We start from the raw sequence: 23,146 nt of genomic DNA, 5'->3' as shown, positions 1-23,146 counted from the left end.
CGGTCACCCCGTCCGGTGACCGAAACCGTTCTTGGGAGGATCCCATGCTCAACGCGCTGGTCGCTGCCGTAACGCTGCTCTCTTCGGTCGTCACTCCGAACGCCTGGGTGCCGCCCCCGTTGCCGTCCGACAAGATAGTCATCGACGTCGTGAACGTCAACGGGACCGGATGTAAACCGGGTACGGCCGCCATTTCCGTCTCGCCGGACAACACCGCGTTCACCGTCACCTACAGCGAATACACCGCCCAGGTCGGCGTCGGCGCGAAACCGACCGATCTGCGCAAGAACTGCCAGCTCAACCTGTATGTCCACGTGCCGCAGGGATTCACCTACGGCATCGCGGGCACGGATTACCGCGGGTTCGCCTCCTTGGCCGCGGGAGCCACCGGGCTGGAACGGGCCAACTACTACTTCCAGGGCAATTCCCCGACGTCCTATGTGACCCACAGCCTCAAAGGCCCGTTCGAGGACAACTGGCAGTTCACCGACAACATCGAAATCGGCGCCATCGTCTACAAACCCTGCGGCGAGGACCGGAACTTCAACATCAACACGGAACTGCGGGCCGCGGTCGGCACTTCCGATCCGAAGAAGACCACCAGCTTCGTGACGATGGACTCGACCGACGGCTCCATCAAGACCACGTACCACTTCTCGTGGAAGAACTGTCCCAAGCCGAAGAGCTGATTCCTGACGGCTCCGGATCCGTGGCCTCGACCCCGAACGCGCGGCCCAGCGCGATCACCGTCTCGTCGAGATGCCCGAGACTGGTGAGCACCGAACGCGCCCGCGGATCGTCGATCCGGTCCGCCACCGGCGTACCGTCGTCCCGGATCAGCGTCCCGTGCCCCGAACCGCCGGGATCACCGATCGCCTTCCTCAGCACCGCGGTGTTCTCCCGGATCCGCCCGGTGTACAGCAGCAGCCGGTCCGCCTCGTCGAGCAGCAGCCCCGGCTGCGACCGCGCGGCGACGTGGCGGGAGTGGAAGGCGATCGCCTCCACCGTGGTGAGCACGTGCCAGCCGTAGTCACGGCGGCTGCTGAGATTCACCGGATGGGTGAGCGGCTCGATCGTCGTGCGGACCTTGTCCACCGCCCGGTCCAGATCACGCGACTTCTCGATGACGCTCACGTTCTCCGCGCCGGACAGCAGGCCCGCGGCCTTCTCGACGAACTCGTCCAGCTCCTCCAGCAACGCCGAGACGTCGTCCAGCATCACCGCCCGCGTGCGCACCGGCACGATCACCACCGCCGCCAGCACCCCGGCCGCCGCGCCCACGGCGGTCTCCGCGACCCGGATCCACAGCACCTCGAGGCTGAACGTCCCCAGCAGGCTGTACAGCAGCCCGAGCATGCTGGTGATGAAGAACGCCATGATCACCTGCGACACCCGCGCCATGTAGACCATGCCGAACACGCACACCAGGATCAGCGCCAGCGTCGCCGGCACACTGCCCGACACCAGCAGCGTCAGCACCAGCCCGCCCACGATCCCGATCAGCGTGCCGCCGAGCCGCCGGACACCCTTGACGAACGTCGCCCCCGCGGTCGACGAGCCGATGAACACCACGAACACGGTCAGCACCGCCCAGTACCACCGCTGGCTCGACACAAGCTCTCCGCCGAGCACGGCCAGACCGCCGCCCACCACGGCCTGGATGGCGCTGCGCGTCTGGTTGTCGTAGGCGAACGCCGACGACTTCTCCTCCTCGGGGTCTTCGGGATCGTCGGCGGCGTCGGAGACGTCGTGCTCGGCCACCCGCTGTGCGCGCACGTCGGCCAGCGCGAGTTCGGCGAGCGCGCGGCGGACGCCGTCACCGGGTGCGGCGTGCTCGTCGATCCGGCTGCCTTCCACCAGCATCTTACTGAACTCTTCGGTCTCGCTGATCAGCGGCAACTCTCGCGGGTCGCGCTCGATCAGCGACCGGAAGCGCCGCATCCGGGCGATCAGATCGTCGCGGACGTCCTCGTCGAGGTCTTCGGCGCAGGTGCGCTGCACCGTGATCGTGAGCCACTGCACCGCCAGCTCGACCTCGATCGCCCGGCGGCGGAGCCGGTTCACCGAGTCCGCGCCGATCACCTCCGGCGCGGTGTCCTCGATGAGCAGGACGGACTCGTGCATGCGGGCGTTCGTCCTGCGGAGCCGTTTGCGGGTGCGTTCGCTGCCGCCCACGGTGAGGTGGTCTTCGGCCGCGCGCACCACCGCGGCGAGCCGGGCCCGGAACGCCCGCCGGATCCGGAGGAACTCCGCGTCGGTGTGCCTGCGCACCAGGACGAACCGGACGACCGCGTTGGCCGCGATCCCGATGGTCAGCGCCAGCAGCAGCGCCGGGACCTGCTTCAAATGCGTCTGCAGGAACATCGCGAAGAAGAACAGGAAGAACGACAGCGAGCCCAGCGCGATCCCACGCGAGCCGAACCGCTGGGCGTAGACCGCGACGAAGATCAGCAGGACGAACACGACACTGTCCAGTGGCGGCACCGCCGAGCCCACGCTCGCCGCCGTGAGCGACGCCGCACCGAATACCAGCCCCAGCACCAGCGTCACCGCCTGCTGGCCCGGGGTCGCGTCGTTGACGGTGAAGGCTGACGTCATCCCCGCGATCGCTGCGACGAGGATGACCGTGAGCGGCTGGTGGAACGGCAGGATCGCCAGCACCGCGACGACGATGCTGAGGACGGCCGAGAAGCCGAGCCGGAGCCGGACCAGGCCCGGATCGGAGGCGACCAGACGGTCGGTCGTGGCCTGGGTGATGCGGGTGATCATCGGGCGAGCAGCTCTCCTTGGGCGAGGGTGACCCGCCTGGCGGTGGACGAGGTGACGCGAAGACGGTATCGGGCGTACCTTGCCGTCCCGGCGAGGGCGAACGGCCGCGTCTGGCGGCGCCAACGGAACTTCTCGCCTTCACGCTGGTCCAGCAGCGTCCAGTGCTCGCCGTCGTCGGATCCCTCCAGCACCCACGAACGCGGATCACCCCCGCGGCTGCCCGAGGTCAGCGTGTACATCACCACCTCTCGCGACCCGTTCTCGACTGGGAACTCGATGACAGGTTCGCGCTCGGGGAAGGTGACTTCGGTCTTGGTGGTGTCGTCGAACAGGGGACCGCCGGCCATCGTGATGTCCGTGAGCGGCCGCGGGTCGGCGGGCTCGGCTGGGGAGCGGCCCCAGTCCGACGGCTGCTCGCCCATCGTGAACCGCAGCACGGCGCCCTCGGCCAGCGTGGAATGCGGGAGCGAGCTGCTGTCGTGCGGACGTCCGTCGATCGTGAGCCCTTGGACGTACACGGTGTCGCCGGTGTTGCCGGGCGCCTCGATGACCAGGTCCTTCCCGTTCTCCAGGTGGACGGTCGCCTTCGTGAACAACGGTGCGCCGATCACGTACTCGGGGCTGCCCATCGCCAGCGGATAGAACCCGAGCGCGGCGAAGACGTACCAAGCGGACATCTCGCCGTTGTCCTCGTCGCCCGGATAGCCCTGGCCGAGGTCGCTTCCGACGTAGAGCCGCCGCAGGACCTCCCGCACGATCCGCTGCGTCTTCGAGGGCGCGCCCACGTAGTGGTAGATCCAGGGGATGTGATGGGACGGCTGGTTGGAATGTCCGTACTGTCCCATCCGGACGTCGCGGGCCTCGGTCATCTCGTGGATCAGCCCGCCGTAGGAGCCGGGTTTGAGGCCGGTCTCCGGGGTCGCGAAGAAAGTGTCCAGTTTGGACTCCAGCGCTTCGGTGCCGCCGTGCAGCGCGGCGAGCCCGGCGCCGTCGTGGGGTACCGAAAAGGCGGTGTTCCACGAGTTCGTCTCGGTGAAGTCGCCGCCCCATGCCTCGGGGTCGTAGCCCTCGGGGGCGAAATGGCGGCTGCCGTCGCGGTTGCGACCCTGGAAGAAGCCGATCAGAGGGTCGAAGTGGTTCGCGTACTGCTGCGAACGCTGCCGGAAGTACGCGGCGTCGTCGTGGTGCCCGAGCGCTTCGGCGAAATTGGCCAGGCCGAAGTCGTTGATGCAGCCCTCCAGTGCCCACGACAGCCCTTCGTGGACCGACGTCGGCGTGAAGCCGAGGAAGATCGACTCGTGCAGGCCCTTGCGGCCGACGCTCTGCCCGCGCGGCGTCACCGTCGCGTTCTTCAGCGCCGCTTCGTAGGCGGCCTCGACGTCGAACCCGCGCACGCCTTTGAGGTACGCGTCGGCGAACGCCACGTCGGAACTGGTGCCGGTCATGAGGTTGGCGTAACCGGGGGAGGACCAGCGCGAGATCCAGCCGCCTTCGCGGTACTGCTGGACGAACCCGTCGATCATCCGCCCGCACCGGCCGGGCGTGAGCAGGGCATACGCGGGCCACGTGGTGCGGTAGGTGTCCCAGAAGCCGTTGTTGACGTACATCTCGCCGTCCACGACCTTCGCGCCGGTCCTGGTGCGCGTGCTGGGCCAGAGGCGGCGGATGACCGGGCTCGCGTGACGGACACCCTTCGGGGTGACTTCGTGCGCGGAGTTCGGATACAGGAACAGCCGGTAGAGGTTGGAGTAGAACGTGGTGCGCTGGTCCTCGGTCGCGCCCTCGATCTCGACCCGGTCCAGCACCTCGGCCCACTGCGCGCGGGCCTGGTCACGGACCTGCTCGAAGCTCGTGCCTGCCGGGATCTCCTGATCGAGGTTCCGCTTGGCCTGCGCGAGGCTGAGCAACGACGTCGCGATCCGCATCGTCACCTCGCCCGCGGCGAACTCCAGGAAACCGGTCACCGTGCGCCACACCGGACGCCGGATCCTCCCTCCGCGTTCGGCCGGGACGTCGAACTCGGCGTGCACGAACATCCGCCGCGCCCCGGTCGACAACCTGCTGCGCACCCAGGTGTGGCCGGTGACCACGCCGTTCGCCGGGTCGAGCCTCAACCCGCCCCGGTTGCGGGCGTTGTCGAACAGCAGCCAGCCGCGATCACCCGGGAAGGTGAAGCGGAACAGCGCCGCGTGATCCGCCGGTGCGATGTCGGTGGTGACGCCGTTGGCGAACCGGACACCGTAGTGATGCGGCCGGTCGACCTCGTCGTCATGGGAGAACGCGAGCGCGCGCCGGACCCGGTCGGCCTCGACCGGACCGATCCCCGGCATCACCTGGAAGGTGTGCCGGTCGCCCATCCACGGGCTCGGCTGATGCGACAGCGCGAACGCCTGCAGCGCCGGGCGGTTCGCGGCGTCGTTGTGCCGGTGATAGCTGTAGATCCAATTGGTGGCGCCCGCGTCGGTGACCGGGGACCAGAAATTGAAGCCGTGCGGGACCGCGGTCGCGGGGAAGTTGTTGCCGCGCGAGAACTTGTCGCTGGACTGTGTGCCGCGGGTGGTGCGGACGTGGTCGACCGGCTCGCGGATCCCGACCGCGCGTTCGGCGATCCGGACGTCGTCCACCCAGCCCGTGCTCTCGCCGTCCGGTGGTTCGCTGACCAGGACGACCCGGGCGATCCGCCGTCCGGCGAAGTCGCCCAGCCGGCGGCGCACGAGATTCCACTGGTCCACGTACAGCGTCTTGTCCAGCCCTTGCTCCGTGGCGCTGAACCCGGCCGATGTGCCGTCGGCGAACTCGACGTCCAGCGCCACGAAGGTGCCGCGGTAGTCGGTCCCCGCTTCGGGGAAGACCACATAGGACAGTTCGGTGTCGCCGGTGACCTCGACGTCCACTTCGAACACGGTCGCGCGCAGCGTGTTCTCGTAGTGGAGGGCGTGCGCGCCGGTGAAGCCGACGCCGGTCTTCGCGGTCGGCGACGAAGCCGGGCCGGTGCCGACGCGCAGGGCCGGATCGACCGGCTGCGGATCACCCGTTTCGAAGGAGGAGAAGAACCCGGTGATCGTCACCAGGCCACCGTAACTCGGACGCGTGAGCGCGGCTCGGTGTGCCGCATCCAGAGGACTAAACGCGTGAGGAAAGGAACTCCTCGAAGGTGCCGACGCCGGTCGCGTTCTCCGGCGTCAGGTTGCCGCCCGCCCGGAACGCCCGGGCCGCCTTGCCCGGCAACCACAGCGACACGATCGGCTTCCGGCGTCCCACCGACCGCTGATACGCCTCCGCCAGTTCACGGGCGCTGCGCACCTCGGGGCCGCCCATGTCCGGCACCCGCCCCGACGGTGCACCGGACACCAGCTCGACCAGCCGATCCGCGACGTCGGCGGTGCTGACCGGCTGAAACCGGAACCCCGACGGCATGAACGTGACCGGCAGCCGCCGCTGCGCCGCCGACGCCCGTGCGACGAGTTCGTGGAACTGCGTCGCGCGCAGCACCGTCCACGGCAGACCGGACTCCTCGATCACCTTCTCCGAGGCCAGCTTCTCGTCGTAGTAGAAGAATCGGATCACGTCGATGCCGACGATCGAGATGTACACCAGATGCGGACCGCCCGCCCGCCGCGCCGCCTCGGCCAGGTTCCGCGTCACCCGCTCGTCCCCGCGGCCCGGCGTCGACGCGCAATGGATGATCGCCGAAACACCGTCGACCGCCTCGGCGAGGCCGTCACCAGTCTTCAGATCGCACCGCGCCCATTCGTTCGGCTCGTCGGCGGGACGTGGTCGCCTGCTCATGATCCGGGTCGGCCGACCTTCGGCCACCAGCCGCCGCACCACCTCACGGCCGAGGTCGCCGGTACCGCCGGTCACCAGAATCGGGTTCGTCACCTTGATCCTCCGTTCACGAGAGCTTCCACCCTCAAGAACCGGCGGGCCACCCCGCCGGATGCCCTGTACATGGACGTGCGGAAACTGGCGGTGCGGGGCGCTTCCGCCTGGTCTCGTGAGTGGTAAGGACGGTTCTAACCGTCCTTACCACTCACGAGACCGATGTGATCACTGCTGCGCGCGGGACGAGCATGGCGGTCCCAGAGGTAGTGAAGGCCTCCTTGCCAACCCTCAGGGTAGGCAAGGAGGCCTTCACGGACCGGTCCGCGGCAGATCCCGAGACCACGGTCGGACCTAGCCGTCCTTGCCGCTCACGAGCGCCGTATGATCGGGATATCGGGGTAGAAACGTGCCCGCCGTACCGGGCACGCGCATACGCGGGATCGAATGAACCGCCACTCCTTCACTTCGAAGGAGTACGTGATGCGTTCCCCTGTCCAAAGCCCCTCCCTGGCCGGGAAATGGCCCGCGCTGGCCGGGCTCTCGGCCGTGTTCCTGGTCGAGATGCTCGACAACTCGATCCTCAACGTCGCGTTGCCGACCATCGGCCGTGAGCTGTCCGCCTCGACGACCACCCTGCAATGGGTGACCGGCGCCTACTCCGTCGTGTTCGGCGGCCTGATGCTGGCGTTCGGTGCCTTGGCCGATCGGGCAGGAAGGCGCAAGATCATGCTCACCGGGCTCGTCCTGCTCGGACTGGCGAGCCTGGCCACGCTGCTCGTCACCTCCGCGTGGCAGCTCATCGCCGTCCGGGCGCTCATGGGTGTCGCGGCCGCGATGACGACGCCGGGATCACTCGCCCTCGCGTTCCGCCTGTTCGACGACGACGTCCTGCGCGTCCGCGCGACCACGCTGATCTCGACCGTGGGCCTGATCGGCCTCGCCGTCGGCCCCACCGCCGGCGGGCTCGCGCTCACCGTCGCGCCGTGGCAGTCGCTGCTGCTGGTGAACGTGCCGGTCGCCGCGCTCGCGTTCCTCGGCATCCGGGCCGGCATCACCGCCGACGAGCCCGCCGACCTGCGCCACGATCCGATCGACGTCGCCGGTGCCGTGCTGGGAACCGCCACGATCGTCCTCGCGCTGGTCGCCCCGACGCTCTTCGTCGTAGCGGGCACCGCCTCGACCCTGCCTTGGGGTGCCACCGTTGCCGCGCTCGTCGCCGGAACTTGTTTCGTCGTCCGCGAGAAGACCGCCCGGCATCCCTTGCTCGACCTGGAACTCATCGCCCGCCCGCTCGTGTCCAGCGGCCTGGCGCTCAAAGCCGCGGCTGGGCTGGCGACCGCCGGCCTCGGGTACCTCGTGACACTGCAGCTGCAGTTCGGTCTCGGCTGGGCACCCGCTCAGGCGGCGCTGGGAATGCTGCCCCAAGTCATCGTCCTCATCGCCGGAGGCGCCCTCATCGGCCCGCTGATCACCCGCGTCGGCCTCGACAAGGCCGCCTGGCTCAGCGCCGCCGCGGTGGTGTGCGGGCTCGCGGTCTACACGGTGTTCGGCGGGCTCGGTTACGCCTGGATCGCCGTCGCGCTCGCCCTCGTGGCAGCGGGGATGCGCGTGGTCGGTGTCGTGGCGGGCACCAACGTCATGCGCGGCCTGCCCTCGAACCGGACCACCATCGGAGCCGCGCTCGTCGACACCTCCAGCGAGGTCACCACCGGGATCGGCATCGCGCTCAGCGGCACCATCCTGGCGCTGGTCTTCCCCGGCGCGTTGACGGCGGCTCAGCGGTCGGCCGACTTCCCGGAGGCGATCACCTGCGCCGGGCTCGCGCTCACCCTGCTGTCCGCGGCCCTCGTCGGGTTCGGTATCGTCCGCGGCCGACGTCCCGAATAGACGTGAAGGCCCCCTTCACCGCGCCAGGCGCAATGAAGGGGGCCTTCACGTACTCACCGGAGGACTACAGCTTCGCGCACTGCCCGGCGGCCGGGCCGCGGACGGTGTTCTGCAGGTCGTGGTCCGTCGGAACGGGGGAGTTGGCCGCGCACGCCAGAGGTCCGCCGATCGTGCTGGCAGTCAGCACCGGCCCCTTGTTGCCCGTCAACGCCACCGGCCCGCCGATCTCGGTCAGCTCGATCGAGACCGACCCGGTCGTCCCGGTGATCGCCACCGGACCGCCCACCTTCGTCCGGTCCAGCACGACCTGCGCCGCGCCGGTCGCCGTCAACGGCCCGGAAATCGAGCCGCCGCGAACGATCAGGCTCGCACCCGCCGCCACCGACACCGGACCGGAGATCGTCGCACCGTCCACACAGGTCACGCCGCTCCGAACGGTCAGCGGACCCTTGCGCTCGCCGGTGATCGTCTCCGTGCATGCCGCGTCGGGCTTGCCCAGCACCTCGAACTCCGACAGCGACGCCTCCCCGCCCGTGGTCGCGGTGACCTCGAGCCGGTAGTAGGCGTAGTGCGCCGGATTCGCGATCTTGAACGCCCTGGTCTGCTGGCGCCACTGGAACGTCTGGTCGGTCCGCCGATCCGCGACCGCCCACGTCTTCCCGTCGTAGGAGCCCTTCAGCACCCAGCTCTTCGCGTCACCCGCGCCCTTGCCCGAAGTCAGCGTGTAGAACGAACCCGCCTCGTTCGTCGAAGGCACCTGGTACTGGATCGGCGCCTTGACCTTCGCCTCGGTCCGCGACGTGTTGTCGAAGAACGCGGCGTCCCCGCCGGAGACCGGCTTGGTCAGGTCGTGCACCGGGGTCGGCACCGCGTCGCCCTTGGTGATCGACTTCGGCGCGTCGTCCGGGCCGGTACCCCACGACGACGGGTTCGGGCCCATGTCGAAGTCGAGCGTCCCGCCGTTCGCGATCGCCGAATGCGCCAGTGACGTCGAGGTCTGCGCCTTGCCGTTCACCTTCAGACCCTGCACGTAGACGTTCTTCGCGCTGTTCTTCGGCGCGTTGACCACGATCTTCTTGCCGCCGGGCAGGTTCACGGTCGCCTTGGTGAACAGCGGCGAGCCGATCGCGTAGTCCGAGCTGCCGACCTGCAGCGGGTAGAAGCCCAGCATGCCGAACAGCCACCAGGCCGACTGCTCACCGTTGTCCTCGTCACCGCCGTAGCCCTGGCCGAGCTCGCTGCCGACGTACAACCTGGCGAGCGCCTCGCGGACCTTCGCCTGTGTCTTCGACGGCTGACCCGCGTAGTCGTACATGTAGAGCGTGTGATGCGCGGCCTGGTTGGAATGCGCGTACATGCCCATCCGCACGTCCCGTGCCTCGGTCATCTCGTGGATGACGCCGGGGTAGGTGCCGAACTTGAGACCCTGCTCCGGCTTGGCGAAGAACTCGTCCAATTTGGACGCCAGCCCCGCCTTACCGCCGAAGAGGTTCGCCAGGCCCTGTCCGTCCTGCGGCACCGAGAACCGCATGCCGTACGCGTTGGTCTCGGTGTAGTCGATACCCCAGACCTCCGGGTCGAACTCCTCCTTGCTCCGGGTGAACTCGCCCGCCGCGTCACGGCCCTGGAAGAAGCCGACACTCGGGTCGAACACGTTCACGTACTGCGTCGCCCGCTCGGTGAAGTATCCGTAGTTGTCCAGGTACTCCTGCTTGCGCGGATCGTTCGCCGGAGCCTCGTCGTGGAGCTTCTTCGACATGTTCGCGATGGCGTTGTCGTTGACGTAGCCCTCGATCGCCCACGAGAACCCGTGGTCCGCGGTGTTCGGTGCGTACCCGAGGAACGTGCCCTCGTCGATTCCCTTGCGTCCGACCGCGCCGTTCGGCGGGGTCACCGTCGCGTTCTTGATCGCCGAGTCGTAGGCCGACTGGACGTCGAAACCCTTGACTCCCTTGAGATAGGCGTCCGCGAACGCGGCGTCCGAACTGGTCCCGGTCATCAGATCCGCGTAACCGGGGGAGGACCAGCGCGAAATCCAGCCGCCGTCACGGTACTGCTGCACGAAACCGTCGACGAGCTTGCCGGTGGTGTCCGGGCTGAGCAGCGAATACGCCGACCACACCGTCCGATAGGTGTCCCAGAACCCGTTGTTGACGTAGAACTCGCCGTCGACCAGTTTCGCCCCGGTCTGCGTCGGGGTGTCCTGACCGGCCTTGGGCGACACCGGGCTCGCGTACTTCTTCACCGGCTTCTCGACGGTGCCGACGTTCTCGAAGCCCGAGTTCGGGTACAGGAACAGGCGGTACAGGTTGGAGTACAGCGTGATCAGCTGGTCCTTCGAGGCACCTTCGACCTCGACGACCTTGAGCTTCTCGTCCCACGCGTTCTGCGCGGCACCGGCGACGGACTCGAGCGTCGCGTTCGGGGCGAGTTCCTGCTCCATGTTCTTCTTCGCCTGGTCCACGCTGATCAGCGAGGTCGCGATCCGCATGTTCACCGTCTTGTCAGCGCCCGCGTCGAACTTCAGGTAGCCGAGGACGTTGTCCCGTTTCTGGTCGCCCGAACCGGTCGACAGCTTCGAACCGGCGGTCACCGGCTTGTCGAAGGTGGCGTAGACGAACATCCGGGTGGCGCCGGCCGACAGCCCGCTCTTCACGTCGCTGTACCCGGTGATCGCCCGGCCGGCGGGGTCGAGGGTGAGCCCGCCGTTGTTGTTGACGTTGTCGAAGATCAGGTTCGAGTCCGCCCCGGGGAACCTGAAGCGGTACAGCGCCGCGTGATCGGTCGGCGCGACCTCGGCCTTGATCCCGTTCTCGAAGTCGACACCGTAGTAGTGCGCCCGCGCCGTCTCGTTCGAGTGCTTGAACGGCAGCTTCCGCGCCTCACGGTCGGGATTCGGCACTCCGGACGCGGTGGAGGGCAGGAACTGGAAGGTCTGCCGGTCCGCCATCCACGGACTCGGCGCGTGACTCGCGGAGAACGCCTGCAGCGCCGGGAGGTTCTGCTCGTTGTTGCGCGAGTGGTAGGAGTACATCCAGCTCAACGTGCCCGCGTCGGTCGTCGGGATCCAGAAGTTGAACCCGTGCGGAACCGCGGTGGCGGGCATGTTGTTGCCCCGCGAGAACGACCCGTTCGACAGCGAGCCGCGAGTGGTGAGCACGTTGTCGGACGGGCGAAGGCTCGCCGGCGGTGTCGGCGTCGCCGAAACCTTGATGTCGTCCAGCCAGCCCTGCAGCGAACCCGGGCCGTCGGCGTTGTCGTAGCCGACGAGGATCCGGTCGATCGTCTTGCCCTTCGCGACCACACCGATCTGCGAGCGCACCAGGTTCCACTGGTTGGTGTACAGCACCTTGCTCGCGCCCTGGCCCTGCGGGGAGAGCCCGAAACCGTACTGGTCGACCGCGCCGAGCTGGCTCAGATAGGTGCCGTCGGTGAACGCCAGGTCCACCGCGACGTTCGTGCTCGGGTACTTGAGGTCGCCGCGGATGAACTCCGGCTGCACCTTGTACGACAGCTCCGAGGTCGCCGCCACCGGGATGTCGACGTCGAAGATCTTGTTGTACGACCAGCCGTGCCCCTGCGCCTTGTGGCTGCCGGAGTAGCGGAACGCGCGCAGACCGGTGAACCCGACCCGGTTCTTGCTGGTGTAACCGCTGCCGGGGCCGCTGTCGGTGAAGCTACGCATGTTCGGCAGCGCAGGCGGGGCCGGGTCCTCGTTGGCCAGCAGCAGCTCCGAGAGCTGCATGATCGGGCCGCCGTTGTTCTTGGTGATCTCGAGCCGGAAGAACTTGTACGCGGCGCTCGCGGCGGCGAGGCGGTATTCCTTCTTCTGGAACGGCTCGCTGAACTTCTGCCCGGTCTGCTTGTCCAGATCGGTCCAGGTCTGGCCGTCGGCGGAGCCCTTCAGCGTCCAGTCCTGCGGGTTGCGGTTGTCGAAGTCGTTCGCCGAGGACAACGCGTACCGGGTGATCGACGTCGGCTCGGACAGCGTGATCTGCGCCCAGCCGGTCGGGGTCCAGGCCAGCCACTTGGTGTCGGTCGAGCCATCGACGAGGTTCGCCACCCCCTCGTTGGGGGTGTTCTCGCTGTTGGCGGAGACCTCGGTGACCTTGCCGCGGATGTCACCGGGGATGGTGGTGGCGTTCGCGCCGTCGACACCGAAGGCCTTCGGCTTGCCGGACGGGTCGACGTCGACGGTGTCGCTCCACGTCGGCTGCGGTTCGCCCGGCTCGAACGAGGAGTAGAAGTCCGGCGGGGCCTCTTCGGCCGCGGCGGTGGCGGGGAGGGCTACCAGCCCGGACGCCACGACCGTGGCACTCAGAAGGCTGCAGACCCAAGGTCTGACGCTTCGGGGCATCGTTGCACCAATGCTTTCTCGCAGGGGACCGGTGACGCCAAGAGAGAAAAGCTCGCGTGTGACATCGATGTCAAGACACTCGGACAAACCTGGCCCGAACTGGACAACCCGGATGCCCGGAAACCTGGTGGACAACCGCCGGGGCCGGGGCCAGGGTGAAGAGACGACTGAGGCCGATCGGGAAACTGGGGTGGGGACATGCGGCGGTTGTCCATGCTCGGCGTGGCAGCGCTCATCACGGCAGGCTCGATACTCACGGCTCCGGCGGCCACCGCCGGAGAAACGACGTTCCGCCCGGTGCGCACCTGCGCCGATCTGGTGCGGACCTATGACATCCCCGGCGCGGTCACGCATGTAGAGACCGCGACCGTGGTGCCGGCGACGGCGACCGAACCCGAGAACTGCGACGTCCGCGGCTACGTCGAACCTGCGGTGCGGTTCCAGCTCCGGTTGCCCACCAAGACCTACGCGGGCCGGTACCTGCAGTTCGGCTGCGGCGGGTTCTGCGGGGTGGTCACCACGCCACCGTTCGCCGATTGCGGCCTCCCGCACGGCGGCGACGTCGCGGTCGCGGCCACGGACGACGGTCACGTCGGCAAGACCCCCGCGATCGTCGATGACGGCAAGTGGGCCGAGAACGACCAGGCCGCGCGCGATGACTTCGCGTTCCGCGCCCCGCACGTGGTCTCGAAGGCGTCCAAGCGGCTGATCACGCAGTTCTACGGCGCTCCTCCGAAGAAGTCGTACTTCAGCGGTTGCTCCGACGGCGGCCGCGAGGCGCTTCTGCTCGCGCAGCGCTATCCCCACGACTTCGACGGGATCCTCGCGGGCGCGCCGGCCGGATATTGGGGGCCGCTGCTCGGCGTCTACCAGACCTGGCTCGCCAAGGTGAACACCGGCGCCGACGGCGAGCCGATCCTGACCGAAGACAAACTCCCGGCCCTGCACGCCGCCGCACTGTCCTCTTGCGACAAGTCCGACGGGCTCGGCGACGGTGCCATCGACGATCCGCGCACGTGCCGCTTCGACCCGGCCACGATCGCCTGCCCGCCGGGCACCGACAACGCGGGCTGCCTCACCACCGCACAGGTCGAAGCCACCAAGAAGATCTACGCGCCGCCGACCGACGAACGCGGCCGCAAGCTGTACCCGGGTGGCCAGACCGTCGGCTCCGAACTCTCCTGGTACGGCTGGATCATCCCGTCCCCGGAAACCGGCGGGATCCCGTTCGCGCACTCGCTCGCCGACAACTACCTGAAGTACATGGCGTACCCGATCGGGACACGGCATTCGTCGGTCGAGAAGTTCGCCTTCACCGCTCGTGAATTCGACAGGCTGACCCCGGAAGGCGTCCGCTCCAACGCGATGTCGACGGACCTGCGCGAATTCCGGCGTGCGGGCGGGAAACTCGTGATCTGGCACGGCTGGGCGGACCAGGCGATCCCCGCCGCGGGCAGCATCGACTACTACGAGCGGCTCACCCGCGCCAACGGCGGCCCCGCCGCGACGCGGGACTGGGCGCGGCTGTTCATGGTGCCCGCGCTGTACCACTGCGCGACCGGCGACAAGCTGACCGAGTACGACCCGCTGAAGGAACTCGTCTCCTGGGTCGAGCGCGGCGCCGCGCCGGACCGGACGGTCGCCACCGGCCGCGACGCCGACGGCAAGGTCTTCCGCACGCGGCCGGTGTTCCCGTATCCGCTGCAGGCGAAGTACGACGGCACCGGAAGCGTCGACGACGCGGCCAACTTCGTGCCAGTCCCGCCCTCGCGGCCTTCGCGCGATCTTGTGAACTGGGCGGGGAACGGGCTGTACGGGAAGGCAGGGCCGGTAGCTCCCTAGAGGTGTTGGGGCGCGTCTCGTGAGTGGTAAGGACGTTAGAGCCAACGGTGTCTTGCGTACCTACCGGAGGTGACTGCCGGTCGATCGCGGGTCCGTGAAGGCCTCCTTCCCTACGCTCAAGGTAAGGAAGGAGGCCTTCACGGACACCAGAACGCCGGCAACGGCACGTTCAGGCTGGCCCAGGTCCCCTCGTGAGTGGTAAGGACGGTTAGAACCGTCATTACCACTCACGAGTCAGGAGAGGACGCCGTCCAGCAGTCGTACCCGCCGGTCCGCGATCCGGTGCACCTCGTCGTCGTGCGTCGCCACGATGACCGCGGCGCCCTCTTCGGCGCAGCGCCGCAACAGCCGAAGCACCCGCGGCGTGCTCCCGGCGTCCAGGTGCGCCGTCGGCTCGTCGGTGAGCAGGACCCGGGGCCGCCCGCTGACCGCCCTGGCGAGCGCGACCCGCTGCTGCTGCCCGAACGAGACCTCGAGTGGGTAGCGGTCACCGAGATCGCCGATCCCGAGTTCCTCCAGCAGCTCCGAAACCCGCGTGTGGATGTCTTTCGCGCTGGGCTTGGGAACGTCGGATCGGAGCCGCAGCGGCAGCGCCACGTTCTCCGCGATGGTGAGCTCGTTCGCGAGGCCGAGCGCCTGCGGCAGGACGGCGCAGGTGTGCCACGGCGGCGCGCCCGCTATCGGGACGCCGTCCAGCAGGACACTGCCCGAATCGGGCGAGTCGAAACCGCACAGCAGCGCCAGCAGCGCGCTCTTGCCGGAACCCGACCGGCCGGACACGGTGACCAGTTCTCCCGGGGCCACCCGCAGTTCGAGCCCGCGCAGGACTTCGACGTCCCCGCTGGGATGGGGGAACCGGCGGCGCAACCCGACGGCCTCGAGGGCGGGTTCCGCCATCACGGCACGACCTCCCGTTCTTCGACTTCTTCCAGCCTGCCCTTGTGCATCCGCGCGACCCGGCTGCCGAGTTCGATGAGCCGGTCGTCGTGCGACGCCACGATGACGGCGAAATCCTGATCCGCCAAATACTTCAGGGTGTCGAGCACCCGGTCGGCGGAGCCTTCGTCCAATTGGGACGTCGGCTCGTCGGCGAGTACGACGGTCGAGCGTCGGGCGAGGGTGCAGCCGAACGCGAGGCGCTGCTGCTGTCCGCCGGACAGTGCGGAGATCCGCCAGCTGCCGGTCCCGCCGAGCCCCAGTTGCTCGAGGATGTCGTCAGGCAGGCATTCGGTCCCGGCCGATTCGGCCGCCGCGCGGAGATTGTCCGCGACGCTCAGATACGCGAGCAGGTTGTCGGTCGGATTCTGGAACACCAGGCCGAGGTGGTTCCGCCGCAGCGCCCGCCGGTCACGATGCCGCAGCTTGCCGGTTTCGCTGCCTTGGAAGGAGATCGTGCCCCGTACGGGCTGCTCGAAGAGGCCGAGCGTCCGTAGCAGGGTGGACTTGCCGGAGCCGGACGGCCCCGCCAGCACGGTGATCCCGCGCGCCGGGATGTCGAAGGTGACGTCCTCGACGCCGGTGACCGTGCCCGCCGGCGTCTGGTAGTCGACGCCGATCCCGCGCAGCCGGAAGATCGGTTTCTCAGGCACGGATCAACTCCGCGGTTCGGGCGGTGCGCACCGAGCGCATCGCGATCCAGCCCGCCAGCGCCACGACGAGCACACCGACGGCGAGCACGGTCAGGGCGAGCGGGGTCGGGTCGGGCAGCGCCGACTGCGGCGGGAGGAACGTCGCCGGATCGAACCGCGGCACCGAAAGCCCCGCGACCGAGACACCGCACACGACGCCGATGACCACGGCGAGCCCGCTGAGGGTGCCCAGTTCCATCAGATGACTCGCCAGCAGGGCACGTGGCCGCATTCCCATCCGCAGCACCAGAGCCCCAGCGAGCGCGTTCTGGCGCCGTCGGACTTCGACCGCGACCAGCAGCGACAGCACGGCCACCACGCCGAGCACGGCCCCGAGCAGGGCCATGAACGAGAACGTCCAAGACACCACGTAGAACGGGAGCGCGTCGAGCGCGGACTCACGGGTGACGCGGTTGACCGCCGTCATCACCCCCACCGAGGCCAGCGCCTCGGTCACCCGCGTCATCGACGAGCTGGACAGCACGCTCCACTTGGGCACGGTGCGCAACTGCGCCTCGGTGAGCGATTCCCGCGAGATCACGTACCCGGCCTTGGTGCCGATGATCGGGAACATCGGCAGTTCACCGATCGCCTTGGCCTCGGCGAGACCGGCGGGCAACGTGGTCGTCTGGGCCGCGTCGTGTCCGATCCGGATCGCCGGGACACCGGTGCCCTGGCTCGACAGACCGCTCAGCAACCGGTCGACCTCGGCGCCGTCGAGCGGACCGAGCGTGGCGGCCTGCCGGAAGGTCCGCGGGTCCACGACCAGCACGACATTGCCGGTGCCGGTCAGCTCGCCGACGATCGTGGTGCCGCCGTCCAGTGAGGCGGGAAGCGCGACCTTTCCGGTGCCGACGATGCTTTCGGTGTCGACCCTGGTCTCGGCCCCGACGAAGATGGCGGACTTCGTCTGCAGGGCTTCTTCCTGCCCGCGCGCGATGCCGATCCCGGTGGCCAGGGTCCCGATGGCGAGCGTGCCGATCACGAGCACACCGGTGACCGGCGCGCGGGCGCTGGCGAGCCGCCGGATGGCCAGTTGCAGTGCAGGCCGGGACCACAGCCGGGCGCGATGCGAGGCGTGCAGGGCGAGCCAGGCCAGTCGTGCGGCGACGAGCCCGACCGTCAATACGACGAACACCGGATACGTGAGCGCGAGCGGGTCGACCTGGGGGAGCGGATTGCCGATCCGCGATCCCTTGCTGTAGTCGACGAGCCGGTTCCAGCCGAGCAGGGCGACACCGGCGGTGAGCAGTTCCCACGGGAAGAAGGCCAGGAACTTCACCTTCTTGCGCCGTCCGGAGCGGACCCTTCCGAGTTCGAACTCCCGATGGGTCCGGACGGAGATCACCCCGGCGAGCAGTGCGAGCGAGACGAGCAGGATCCCGGCCGCGACGAGCGATCCCCAGAACGTCGCGCCATCATCCAGTTCACCTGGTGGTCCGTAGAGCCCGAGCAACAGCCGCGCGAACGCCGCGCCCAGCGCGCCACCGGCGACGATCGGGAGCCCGAGTTCGGCGACCGCGAGCAACCCCAGCGCCCCAGGGCCGCTGCCGCGTGCCGACAGCAACCTCAGCTGCGGGTGCCGCCGCTGGTACCACTGCAACGCGACGGTGCCGATCCCCGCGCAGCCGACGAGAATGCTGATGGCCGCGAGCGGCAGGATCGAGACCAGGACGTTCGATTCCGCCTGGTTGCTGATCTCGACCGAGCGCTCGAACGGCAGCGACCCGACGATCGCGTCACCGAGGCCACGGGAGCCCAGATCCGCCTTGACCGCGGCGATGAGGGCCTTCCCCCGTTCCTCCAGGTCCTCGGCTTCGCTCACGGTCTTGGGCGGAGCCTCGTAGAACGACATGTGCAACGTCTTGATCGTCGGGACGCCCAGCGCGCGGACCGTGTCGTCGAACGTCTTCCCGTCGTTGGCGAACATGACCGAGTCGAGCGGGTCGTTGGCGAGCCTGCTGACGACGGCGTTCCGCTGCTGCGAGCACCACCAGCGCGGCGCCGTGTCGGGAAGGTCGCGGTACAGCCCGGTCACCGGGGGTATCGGGGTGCCCTTGATGCTCGGCGTGGCTCCGACCTTGATGTTCTCCGCCCCGGCGACGACGGTGCCGAGCAGGAACCCGGCGCCCGCGGATCCGCTCGTCACGTCGAGGTGGCCCTGCGTCGCCTGGTCACGATGGGCGAGAACGACCTTGTAGTTGGGGTCGCCGTTGAACTCGGTGCCGTAGAGGTACGGCGTGTAGCGGGAGGTGACCGGCGCGGGAAAGCCGTGCGCCGCGGCGTTCCGGCGGACCGAGTCGACGACCTGCGGAGCCACCGCGGCGGGCACGTTGTCCTTGCTGAAGACCGGCCCGTAGTAGTCCGGGCACACGATGCCGGACTGATACGTGACGGCCGCGCCACCCGCGGCCGAGGCCTGCAGGACGGCGGCGGTCCCGAGGAAACAGGCCAGCAACGCGGTCACCGCGGCGATGATCAAAGTCAGGGGACTGGTCAGTGCCGCTTTCGGAGCCGCTCGCCACGGCATCGTCACCCTGGGCCCGCCGGGAGCCCCCCACTTCACCCGCATGGATACGCACGCTACCGGTCATGGCGCTCCGGCGACAGGAAGAACTCACTGTTTGTTGCTGACGTGAAGTAAGGCCTGGTCCATTGTGGTGACACGGGCCCGTGCTCACTGACTGTCCGTCACCAATTGATCGATGGGTGTCGTCTCACCCGCCTCGCACTCCGCCGAGAATGCGGTTTCTCCGAGCGCCGCGACGATCACGCCGGTGATCCTGTCGACGTCGTCGCGTTCGGCTTTCGGCAGGGGTGCACCCACCGAGCGCCGCGAAGCCGCCGCGGCACCGAGCAGCCGCGCGGCCAGGCGATACGAGCCGGCTGCCGCCTCCGCGCCGGCCAGGCCCTCGAGACCGAGCGCGATCGCACGGGGATCCTCGCTCTGGCGAGCGATCGCGAGACCGTCCAGGTGGAGCCGCTTCGCCGCCACCGCGTCTCCGCGTTGCTCGGCGATGAACCCGAGCTCCGCCAGGATCAGGGTGCTGCCCGCTTCGGACTCCACCCGGCGATGCCAGTCCAGTATGGACAGCAGCCGCCGCTCGGCCTCATCGAACAGCCCCTGGCGCCGTGCGCCGAGCGCGAGCCCAGTCTCGGCGTACACCTCACCGGGTTTGAAACTGTGCTCGACGGCCAAGGTCCTGGCCCGCTCGTGGAACTCCTTCGCTCCTTCGAAATCGCCAGTGAGCAGCGCCGTCCGGCCCAGCCACGACAGTTTGTAGGAGACCTCCGGCCACAACTCCAGTTCCTCCGCGCGGCGAAGGCTTTCCCGATGGACGCGGGCGGCGTGGTCGTAATCCCCGGCGATCGACGCCAGCATGCCGATGACGAACGAAGCCTGAAGCCAGCCCCAGCGTTCGCCGAGCCCGTCGAAGATGCCGGCGCTCTGCGCCGCGATCCGGCCACCTCCGGTGAGGTCGCCACCGGCGATCAGGTGGGCCGCCCTGTCGCTCAGCGCGGCGGCGGCGCTCCAGTCGTCACCGATGTCGCGGGCGGTTTCCAGCGCGCCGAGCGTGAGCTTCTCCGCCCGGCACAGGTCGCCGACCGTGGACCACGCGTAGCCGAGGAACCACAAGATCCGTGCTTGTACGAGAGGATCGGTGATACCCCACGCGATCTCTTCCGCCGCTCCGTCCGTGCCGGTGCCGTCGAGCACGGCGATCCCGGTGCGCCAGCCGAGGGCCTGCGCGTATTCATCGCCGGTGCCCGCCTCGGTGCCGAGCACGAGGTCCAGCGAGCGCTTGGCCTCGGTGAGCCGTCCGCGGAGGAACCAGAACCACGCCGTCGCGTTCACCAGTCGCGACGCGAGCCGATGTTCTCCTTGCCGCAGCAGCGTTTCCAGCGCGCGCCGGGTGTTGGCTCCTTCAGCGTCCAGCCTGTCGAGCCAGCGCCGCTGCTCCCTCCCGCGCAGGCCCGTGTCCCCGCGTTCGGCCAGCTCGACGTGGAAACGGGCGTGCCGCAAGTACAGGTCGTCGAGTTCGCCCGCCTGCTCGGCGTGGTCCAAGGCGTATGCCGATACGGACTCCAGGAGCCGGAACCGCGGTTCACCGGACCTGCCGGGCCTGCTGACCACCAGCGACCTGTCGACGAGCCGGGACAGGAGATCCAGCACGTCGCCGGCGGCGATCTCACCGCCGGCGCAGACCGACTCGGCCGCGTCGAGCCCGCAGCCCTCGGCGTGGACGGCGAGCCTGCGCAGCACGATCTGCTCGGGCTCGCTCAGCAGGCTCCAGCTCCAGTCGATCATCGCCCGGAGCGTCTGCTGGCGACGCGGCCCGCCTCGCCTGCCCGACGACAGCAGGGCGAACCGGTCGTCGAGGCGGGCGAGGAGTTCGTGCACGCCCAGCGTCCGCACGCGGGTGGCGGCGAGTTCGAGCGCCAGCGGGATGCCGTCGAGCGTGCGGCAGATCCGGGCGACCACGGCCGCGTTCTCCGCGTCGAGCGCGAACCCCGGCGCGGCCGCGGCGGCACGCGCGGCAAACAACCGGACCGCGCTCGACTCCCGCACGCCGGCGAAATCCGGCAGCTCGGGCAGCTCCAGCGGCGGTACCATCCAGACGTTCTCCCCTGGCAACCCGAGCGGCTCCTGGCTGGTGGTGAGCACGCGCAGCCGGGGCGCCGCCGCGAGCAGCCTTTCCACCAATGCCGCGACCGGCTCGACGACCTGTTCACAGTTGTCCAGGACCAGCAGGATCTCCTTGTCCCGCAAGGCATCGGCCAGCGACTGGGACAGCGTTCCAGTCGACGTCGCGTCTTCCCGGAGATCCAGCACGGCCGCCAGGACGACGGCGACGAGATCCTCGGGCGGGCACGTCGGGCACTCGACGTTGTCCAGACCCGCCAGCTCGACGAGCCAGGTGCCGTCGCCCATCACGACCTTCGACGCGGCCTCGATGGCGAGCCTGGTCTTGCCCACACCGCCGGGGCCGGTGAGGGTGACCAGTCGTGCGTCGGTGACGAGCGCTACCACTTCCTTGACCGCTGTCGTGCGGCCGATCAGCTCGGTCACCGCCTCCGGCAGGTTCCCGCGCACCGGCCCGGCGGCGCGGACTGGCTCGAGGTCCGGACTGCGGGTGAGGACCGCCTGGTGCAACGCCGCGAGCTCCGGCCCCGGTTCGAGACCGGATTCGTCACGCAGGCGGGCGCGCAGTTCGGCGTAGGTCTCGAGAGCTTCGCTGTGCCGTCCGGCCGCGTACAACGCGCGCATCAGCAGGCCGCGGAGCCGTTCCCTCAGCGGATGGCGCGAGACCAGCGCGGCCAGCTCCCCGGTGAGGACGCCGTGCTCGCCGAGCGCCAGCCGGGCTTCGGCTCGCTCCTCTTCGGCGAGCAGCCTTTCCTCCTCCAACCGCTGAGCAGCGGCGACGGCGAACGGCTCGTCCTCGAATCCGGCGTACGCGGGCCCTCGCCACAACGCCAGCGCGTCCGCCAGCAGTGCGGCACGGGCGCGCGGGTCGACGGCGTCGCGGGCCCGTGCGGTGAGCGCGCGGAACCGATGGACGTCCAGGTCACCCGGCTCGACGGCGAGGACGTACCCGGCCGGTTGGTGCGTCACGAGTTCCCGCGCGCCATGCTCGGCGCGATCCAGCGCGCGGCGCAACTGGGAGATCTTCGTCTGCAGGGTGTTGCACGGATTGCCCGGCGGATGCTCGCCCCACAGGTCGTCGGTCAGCGACGACACCGACGCCGCCCTGCCGTCGCGGCTCAGCAGCCCGGCGAGCAGGAGGCGGACCTTCGCCTCGGGCACGACGACGGGCTCGCCCGCGGTCGTCCACACGGCGAGTGGTCCCAGCACTCCGAATCGCACGAAACCGACGTTAGCGCGGAGCACCGACAAGATCGTGCGCGAGGCCGTGCGCGGACCCGCAGCGATCCGTGCGCGGCCCGCGTCACGGTGGTCCCATGAGCGAACACGGCAAGACCCCGGTGACGGTACTGGGGCTGGGCGCGATGGGAACCGCGCTCGTAGAGGCACTACTGGCCGCGGGACATCCGGTCACCGCGTGGAACCGGACCGCGAGCCGCGCCGAGGCGGTGGCGGCGAAGGGAGCTTCGGTCGCTTCGACCGTCGAGGAGGCTCTCGCGGCGAACCAGATCGTGATCGCCTGCCTGCTCGACTACGACTCGGTGCACGAGGCCCTCGACCCGGTGGCGTCCGGGCTCAAGGGACGGCAGCTGATCAACCTGACCAACGGCACCCCCGGCCAGGCGCGCGAAATGGGTGGTTGGGCCGAGGAACTGGGCGCGGAGTACTTGGACGGCGGGATCATGGCCGTCCCGCCGATGATCGGCACCCCCGCGGCGTTCATCTTCTACAGCGGCTCGGGCACGGTCTTCGGCCGGGCACGCACCGCGCTCGACACCTTCGGCGGCGCCAACTACCTCGGCGCGGATCCCGGACTGGCGCCCCTGCACGACATCGCGCTGCTCAGTGGGATGTACGGGCACTTCGTCGGCGTCATCCAGGCGTATGCGCTGGTCGGCTCGGCGGGGGTCAAGGCGCGGGAATTCGCGCCGCTGCTCCGAGCCTGGATCGACGCGATGAGCGGCTTCCTGGAGCGCGCGGCCGAACAGATCGACGACGGCGACTACGTGACCGACGTCGTCTCGAACATCGCGATGCAGGCGGCCGCCTACCCGAACCTCGCCAAAGCCGCGGCGGAACAAGGCGTCAGCGCCGAACTGCTCACCCCGCTGCAGTCGCTGATGGACAAGCGGGTCGCCGATGGACACGGCGCCGAAGACCTGATCGGCGTCATCGAACTCCTCAAAAAGTAAA

The 23,146-nt window shown here is 69.1% G+C and carries 12 protein-coding genes; 4 read left to right on the top strand and 8 right to left on the bottom strand.

The window, feature by feature from the left end:
* Positions 1-44 precede the first annotated feature (44 nt).
* Positions 45-689 carry a DUF4360 domain-containing protein gene (locus AC069H_RS16505; protein WP_478228116.1) on the top strand — a complete coding sequence of 215 codons (645 nt, stop codon included), beginning with the start codon at positions 45-47 and terminating at the stop codon, positions 687-689.
* On the opposite strand, the gene AC069H_RS16500 is transcribed toward AC069H_RS16505, so the two are convergent.
* Genes AC069H_RS16500 through AC069H_RS16490 form a run of 3 tightly spaced genes read right to left on the bottom strand, consistent with a single transcriptional unit; the run spans position 637 to position 6,651 of the window.
* Positions 637-2,769 (bottom strand): FUSC family protein, encoded by a 2,133-nt coding sequence (locus AC069H_RS16500; protein WP_478232854.1) that lies wholly within the window; start codon positions 2,767-2,769, stop codon positions 637-639. The two genes, AC069H_RS16505 and AC069H_RS16500, sit on opposite strands and share 53 nt — an antisense overlap.
* Positions 2,766-5,837 (bottom strand): GH92 family glycosyl hydrolase, encoded by a 3,072-nt coding sequence (locus AC069H_RS16495; protein WP_478232853.1) that lies wholly within the window; start codon positions 5,835-5,837, stop codon positions 2,766-2,768. Before AC069H_RS16495 ends, AC069H_RS16500 begins: the two co-directional genes overlap by 4 nt.
* 55 nt (positions 5,838-5,892) lie before the next feature.
* A complete protein-coding gene (locus tag AC069H_RS16490) occupies positions 5,893-6,651 on the bottom strand; it encodes an SDR family oxidoreductase (protein WP_478232852.1) in 759 nt (252 codons plus the stop codon).
* 423 nt (positions 6,652-7,074) lie between these two features.
* On the opposite strand from AC069H_RS16490, the gene AC069H_RS16485 reads away from it, so the two are divergent.
* A complete protein-coding gene (locus tag AC069H_RS16485; RefSeq protein WP_478232851.1) occupies positions 7,075-8,481 on the top strand; it encodes an MFS transporter in 1,407 nt (468 codons plus the stop codon).
* A gap of 64 nt (positions 8,482-8,545) precedes the next feature.
* Here the strand turns inward: AC069H_RS16485 and AC069H_RS16480 are convergent, their stop codons facing one another.
* A complete protein-coding gene (locus AC069H_RS16480) occupies positions 8,546-12,838 on the bottom strand; it encodes a GH92 family glycosyl hydrolase (protein WP_478232850.1) in 4,293 nt (1,430 codons plus the stop codon).
* Between the two features lie 198 nt (positions 12,839-13,036).
* Here AC069H_RS16480 and AC069H_RS16475 point away from each other — a divergent pair, with 198 nt between their 5' ends.
* On the top strand, positions 13,037-14,680 hold the full coding sequence (locus AC069H_RS16475; protein ID WP_478232849.1) for a tannase/feruloyl esterase family alpha/beta hydrolase: 1,644 nt from the start codon (positions 13,037-13,039) through the stop codon (positions 14,678-14,680).
* A gap of 234 nt (positions 14,681-14,914) precedes the next feature.
* Here AC069H_RS16475 and AC069H_RS16470 read toward each other — a convergent pair whose 3' ends face one another.
* The 4 genes from AC069H_RS16470 to AC069H_RS16455 all read right to left on the bottom strand — a co-directional run bounded on the left by AC069H_RS16470 (position 14,915) and on the right by AC069H_RS16455 (position 22,174).
* Positions 14,915-15,577, bottom strand: a complete 663-nt coding sequence (locus tag AC069H_RS16470; protein WP_478228123.1) for an ABC transporter ATP-binding protein — start codon at positions 15,575-15,577, stop codon at positions 14,915-14,917.
* Positions 15,577-16,269, bottom strand: coding sequence for an ABC transporter ATP-binding protein (locus tag AC069H_RS16465; RefSeq protein WP_340681814.1), 693 nt, complete (start codon positions 16,267-16,269; stop codon positions 15,577-15,579). Before AC069H_RS16465 ends, AC069H_RS16470 begins: the two co-directional genes overlap by 1 nt.
* Entirely contained in the window at positions 16,262-18,838 is a 2,577-nt protein-coding gene (locus AC069H_RS16460) for an FtsX-like permease family protein (RefSeq protein WP_478232937.1), read from the bottom strand. Before AC069H_RS16460 ends, AC069H_RS16465 begins: the two co-directional genes overlap by 8 nt.
* 147 nt (positions 18,839-18,985) lie before the next feature.
* On the bottom strand, positions 18,986-22,174 hold the full coding sequence (locus AC069H_RS16455; RefSeq protein ID WP_478232848.1) for an AfsR/SARP family transcriptional regulator: 3,189 nt from the start codon (positions 22,172-22,174) through the stop codon (positions 18,986-18,988).
* A gap of 95 nt (positions 22,175-22,269) precedes the next feature.
* Between AC069H_RS16455 and AC069H_RS16450 the strand changes: the two genes are divergently transcribed.
* Positions 22,270-23,145 (top strand): NAD(P)-dependent oxidoreductase, encoded by an 876-nt coding sequence (locus AC069H_RS16450; RefSeq protein ID WP_478232847.1) that lies wholly within the window; start codon positions 22,270-22,272, stop codon positions 23,143-23,145.
* Position 23,146: the final 1 nt, after the last annotated feature.

The sequence above is a fragment of the Amycolatopsis sp. NPDC043887 genome, from assembly GCF_056435665.1.
This window is presented reverse-complemented; position numbering and strand designations above follow the sequence as displayed.

Bases quoted from the DNA above. Each gene is read 5' to 3' on its own strand.
- AC069H_RS16505 (WP_478228116.1), top strand. From the start codon at position 45: ATGCTCAACGCGCTGGTCGCTGCCGTAACGCTGCTCTCTTCGGTCGTC.
- AC069H_RS16500 (WP_478232854.1), bottom strand. From the start codon at position 2,769: ATGATCACCCGCATCACCCAGGCCACGACCGACCGTCTGGTCGCCTCC.
- AC069H_RS16485 (WP_478232851.1), top strand. From the start codon at position 7,075: ATGCGTTCCCCTGTCCAAAGCCCCTCCCTGGCCGGGAAATGGCCCGCG.
- AC069H_RS16480 (WP_478232850.1), bottom strand. From the start codon at position 12,838: ATGCCCCGAAGCGTCAGACCTTGGGTCTGCAGCCTTCTGAGTGCCACG.
- AC069H_RS16475 (WP_478232849.1), top strand. From the start codon at position 13,037: ATGCGGCGGTTGTCCATGCTCGGCGTGGCAGCGCTCATCACGGCAGGC.
- AC069H_RS16470 (WP_478228123.1), bottom strand. From the start codon at position 15,577: ATGGCGGAACCCGCCCTCGAGGCCGTCGGGTTGCGCCGCCGGTTCCCC.
- AC069H_RS16460 (WP_478232937.1), bottom strand. From the start codon at position 18,838: ATGCCGTGGCGAGCGGCTCCGAAAGCGGCACTGACCAGTCCCCTGACT.
- AC069H_RS16450 (WP_478232847.1), top strand. From the start codon at position 22,270: ATGAGCGAACACGGCAAGACCCCGGTGACGGTACTGGGGCTGGGCGCG.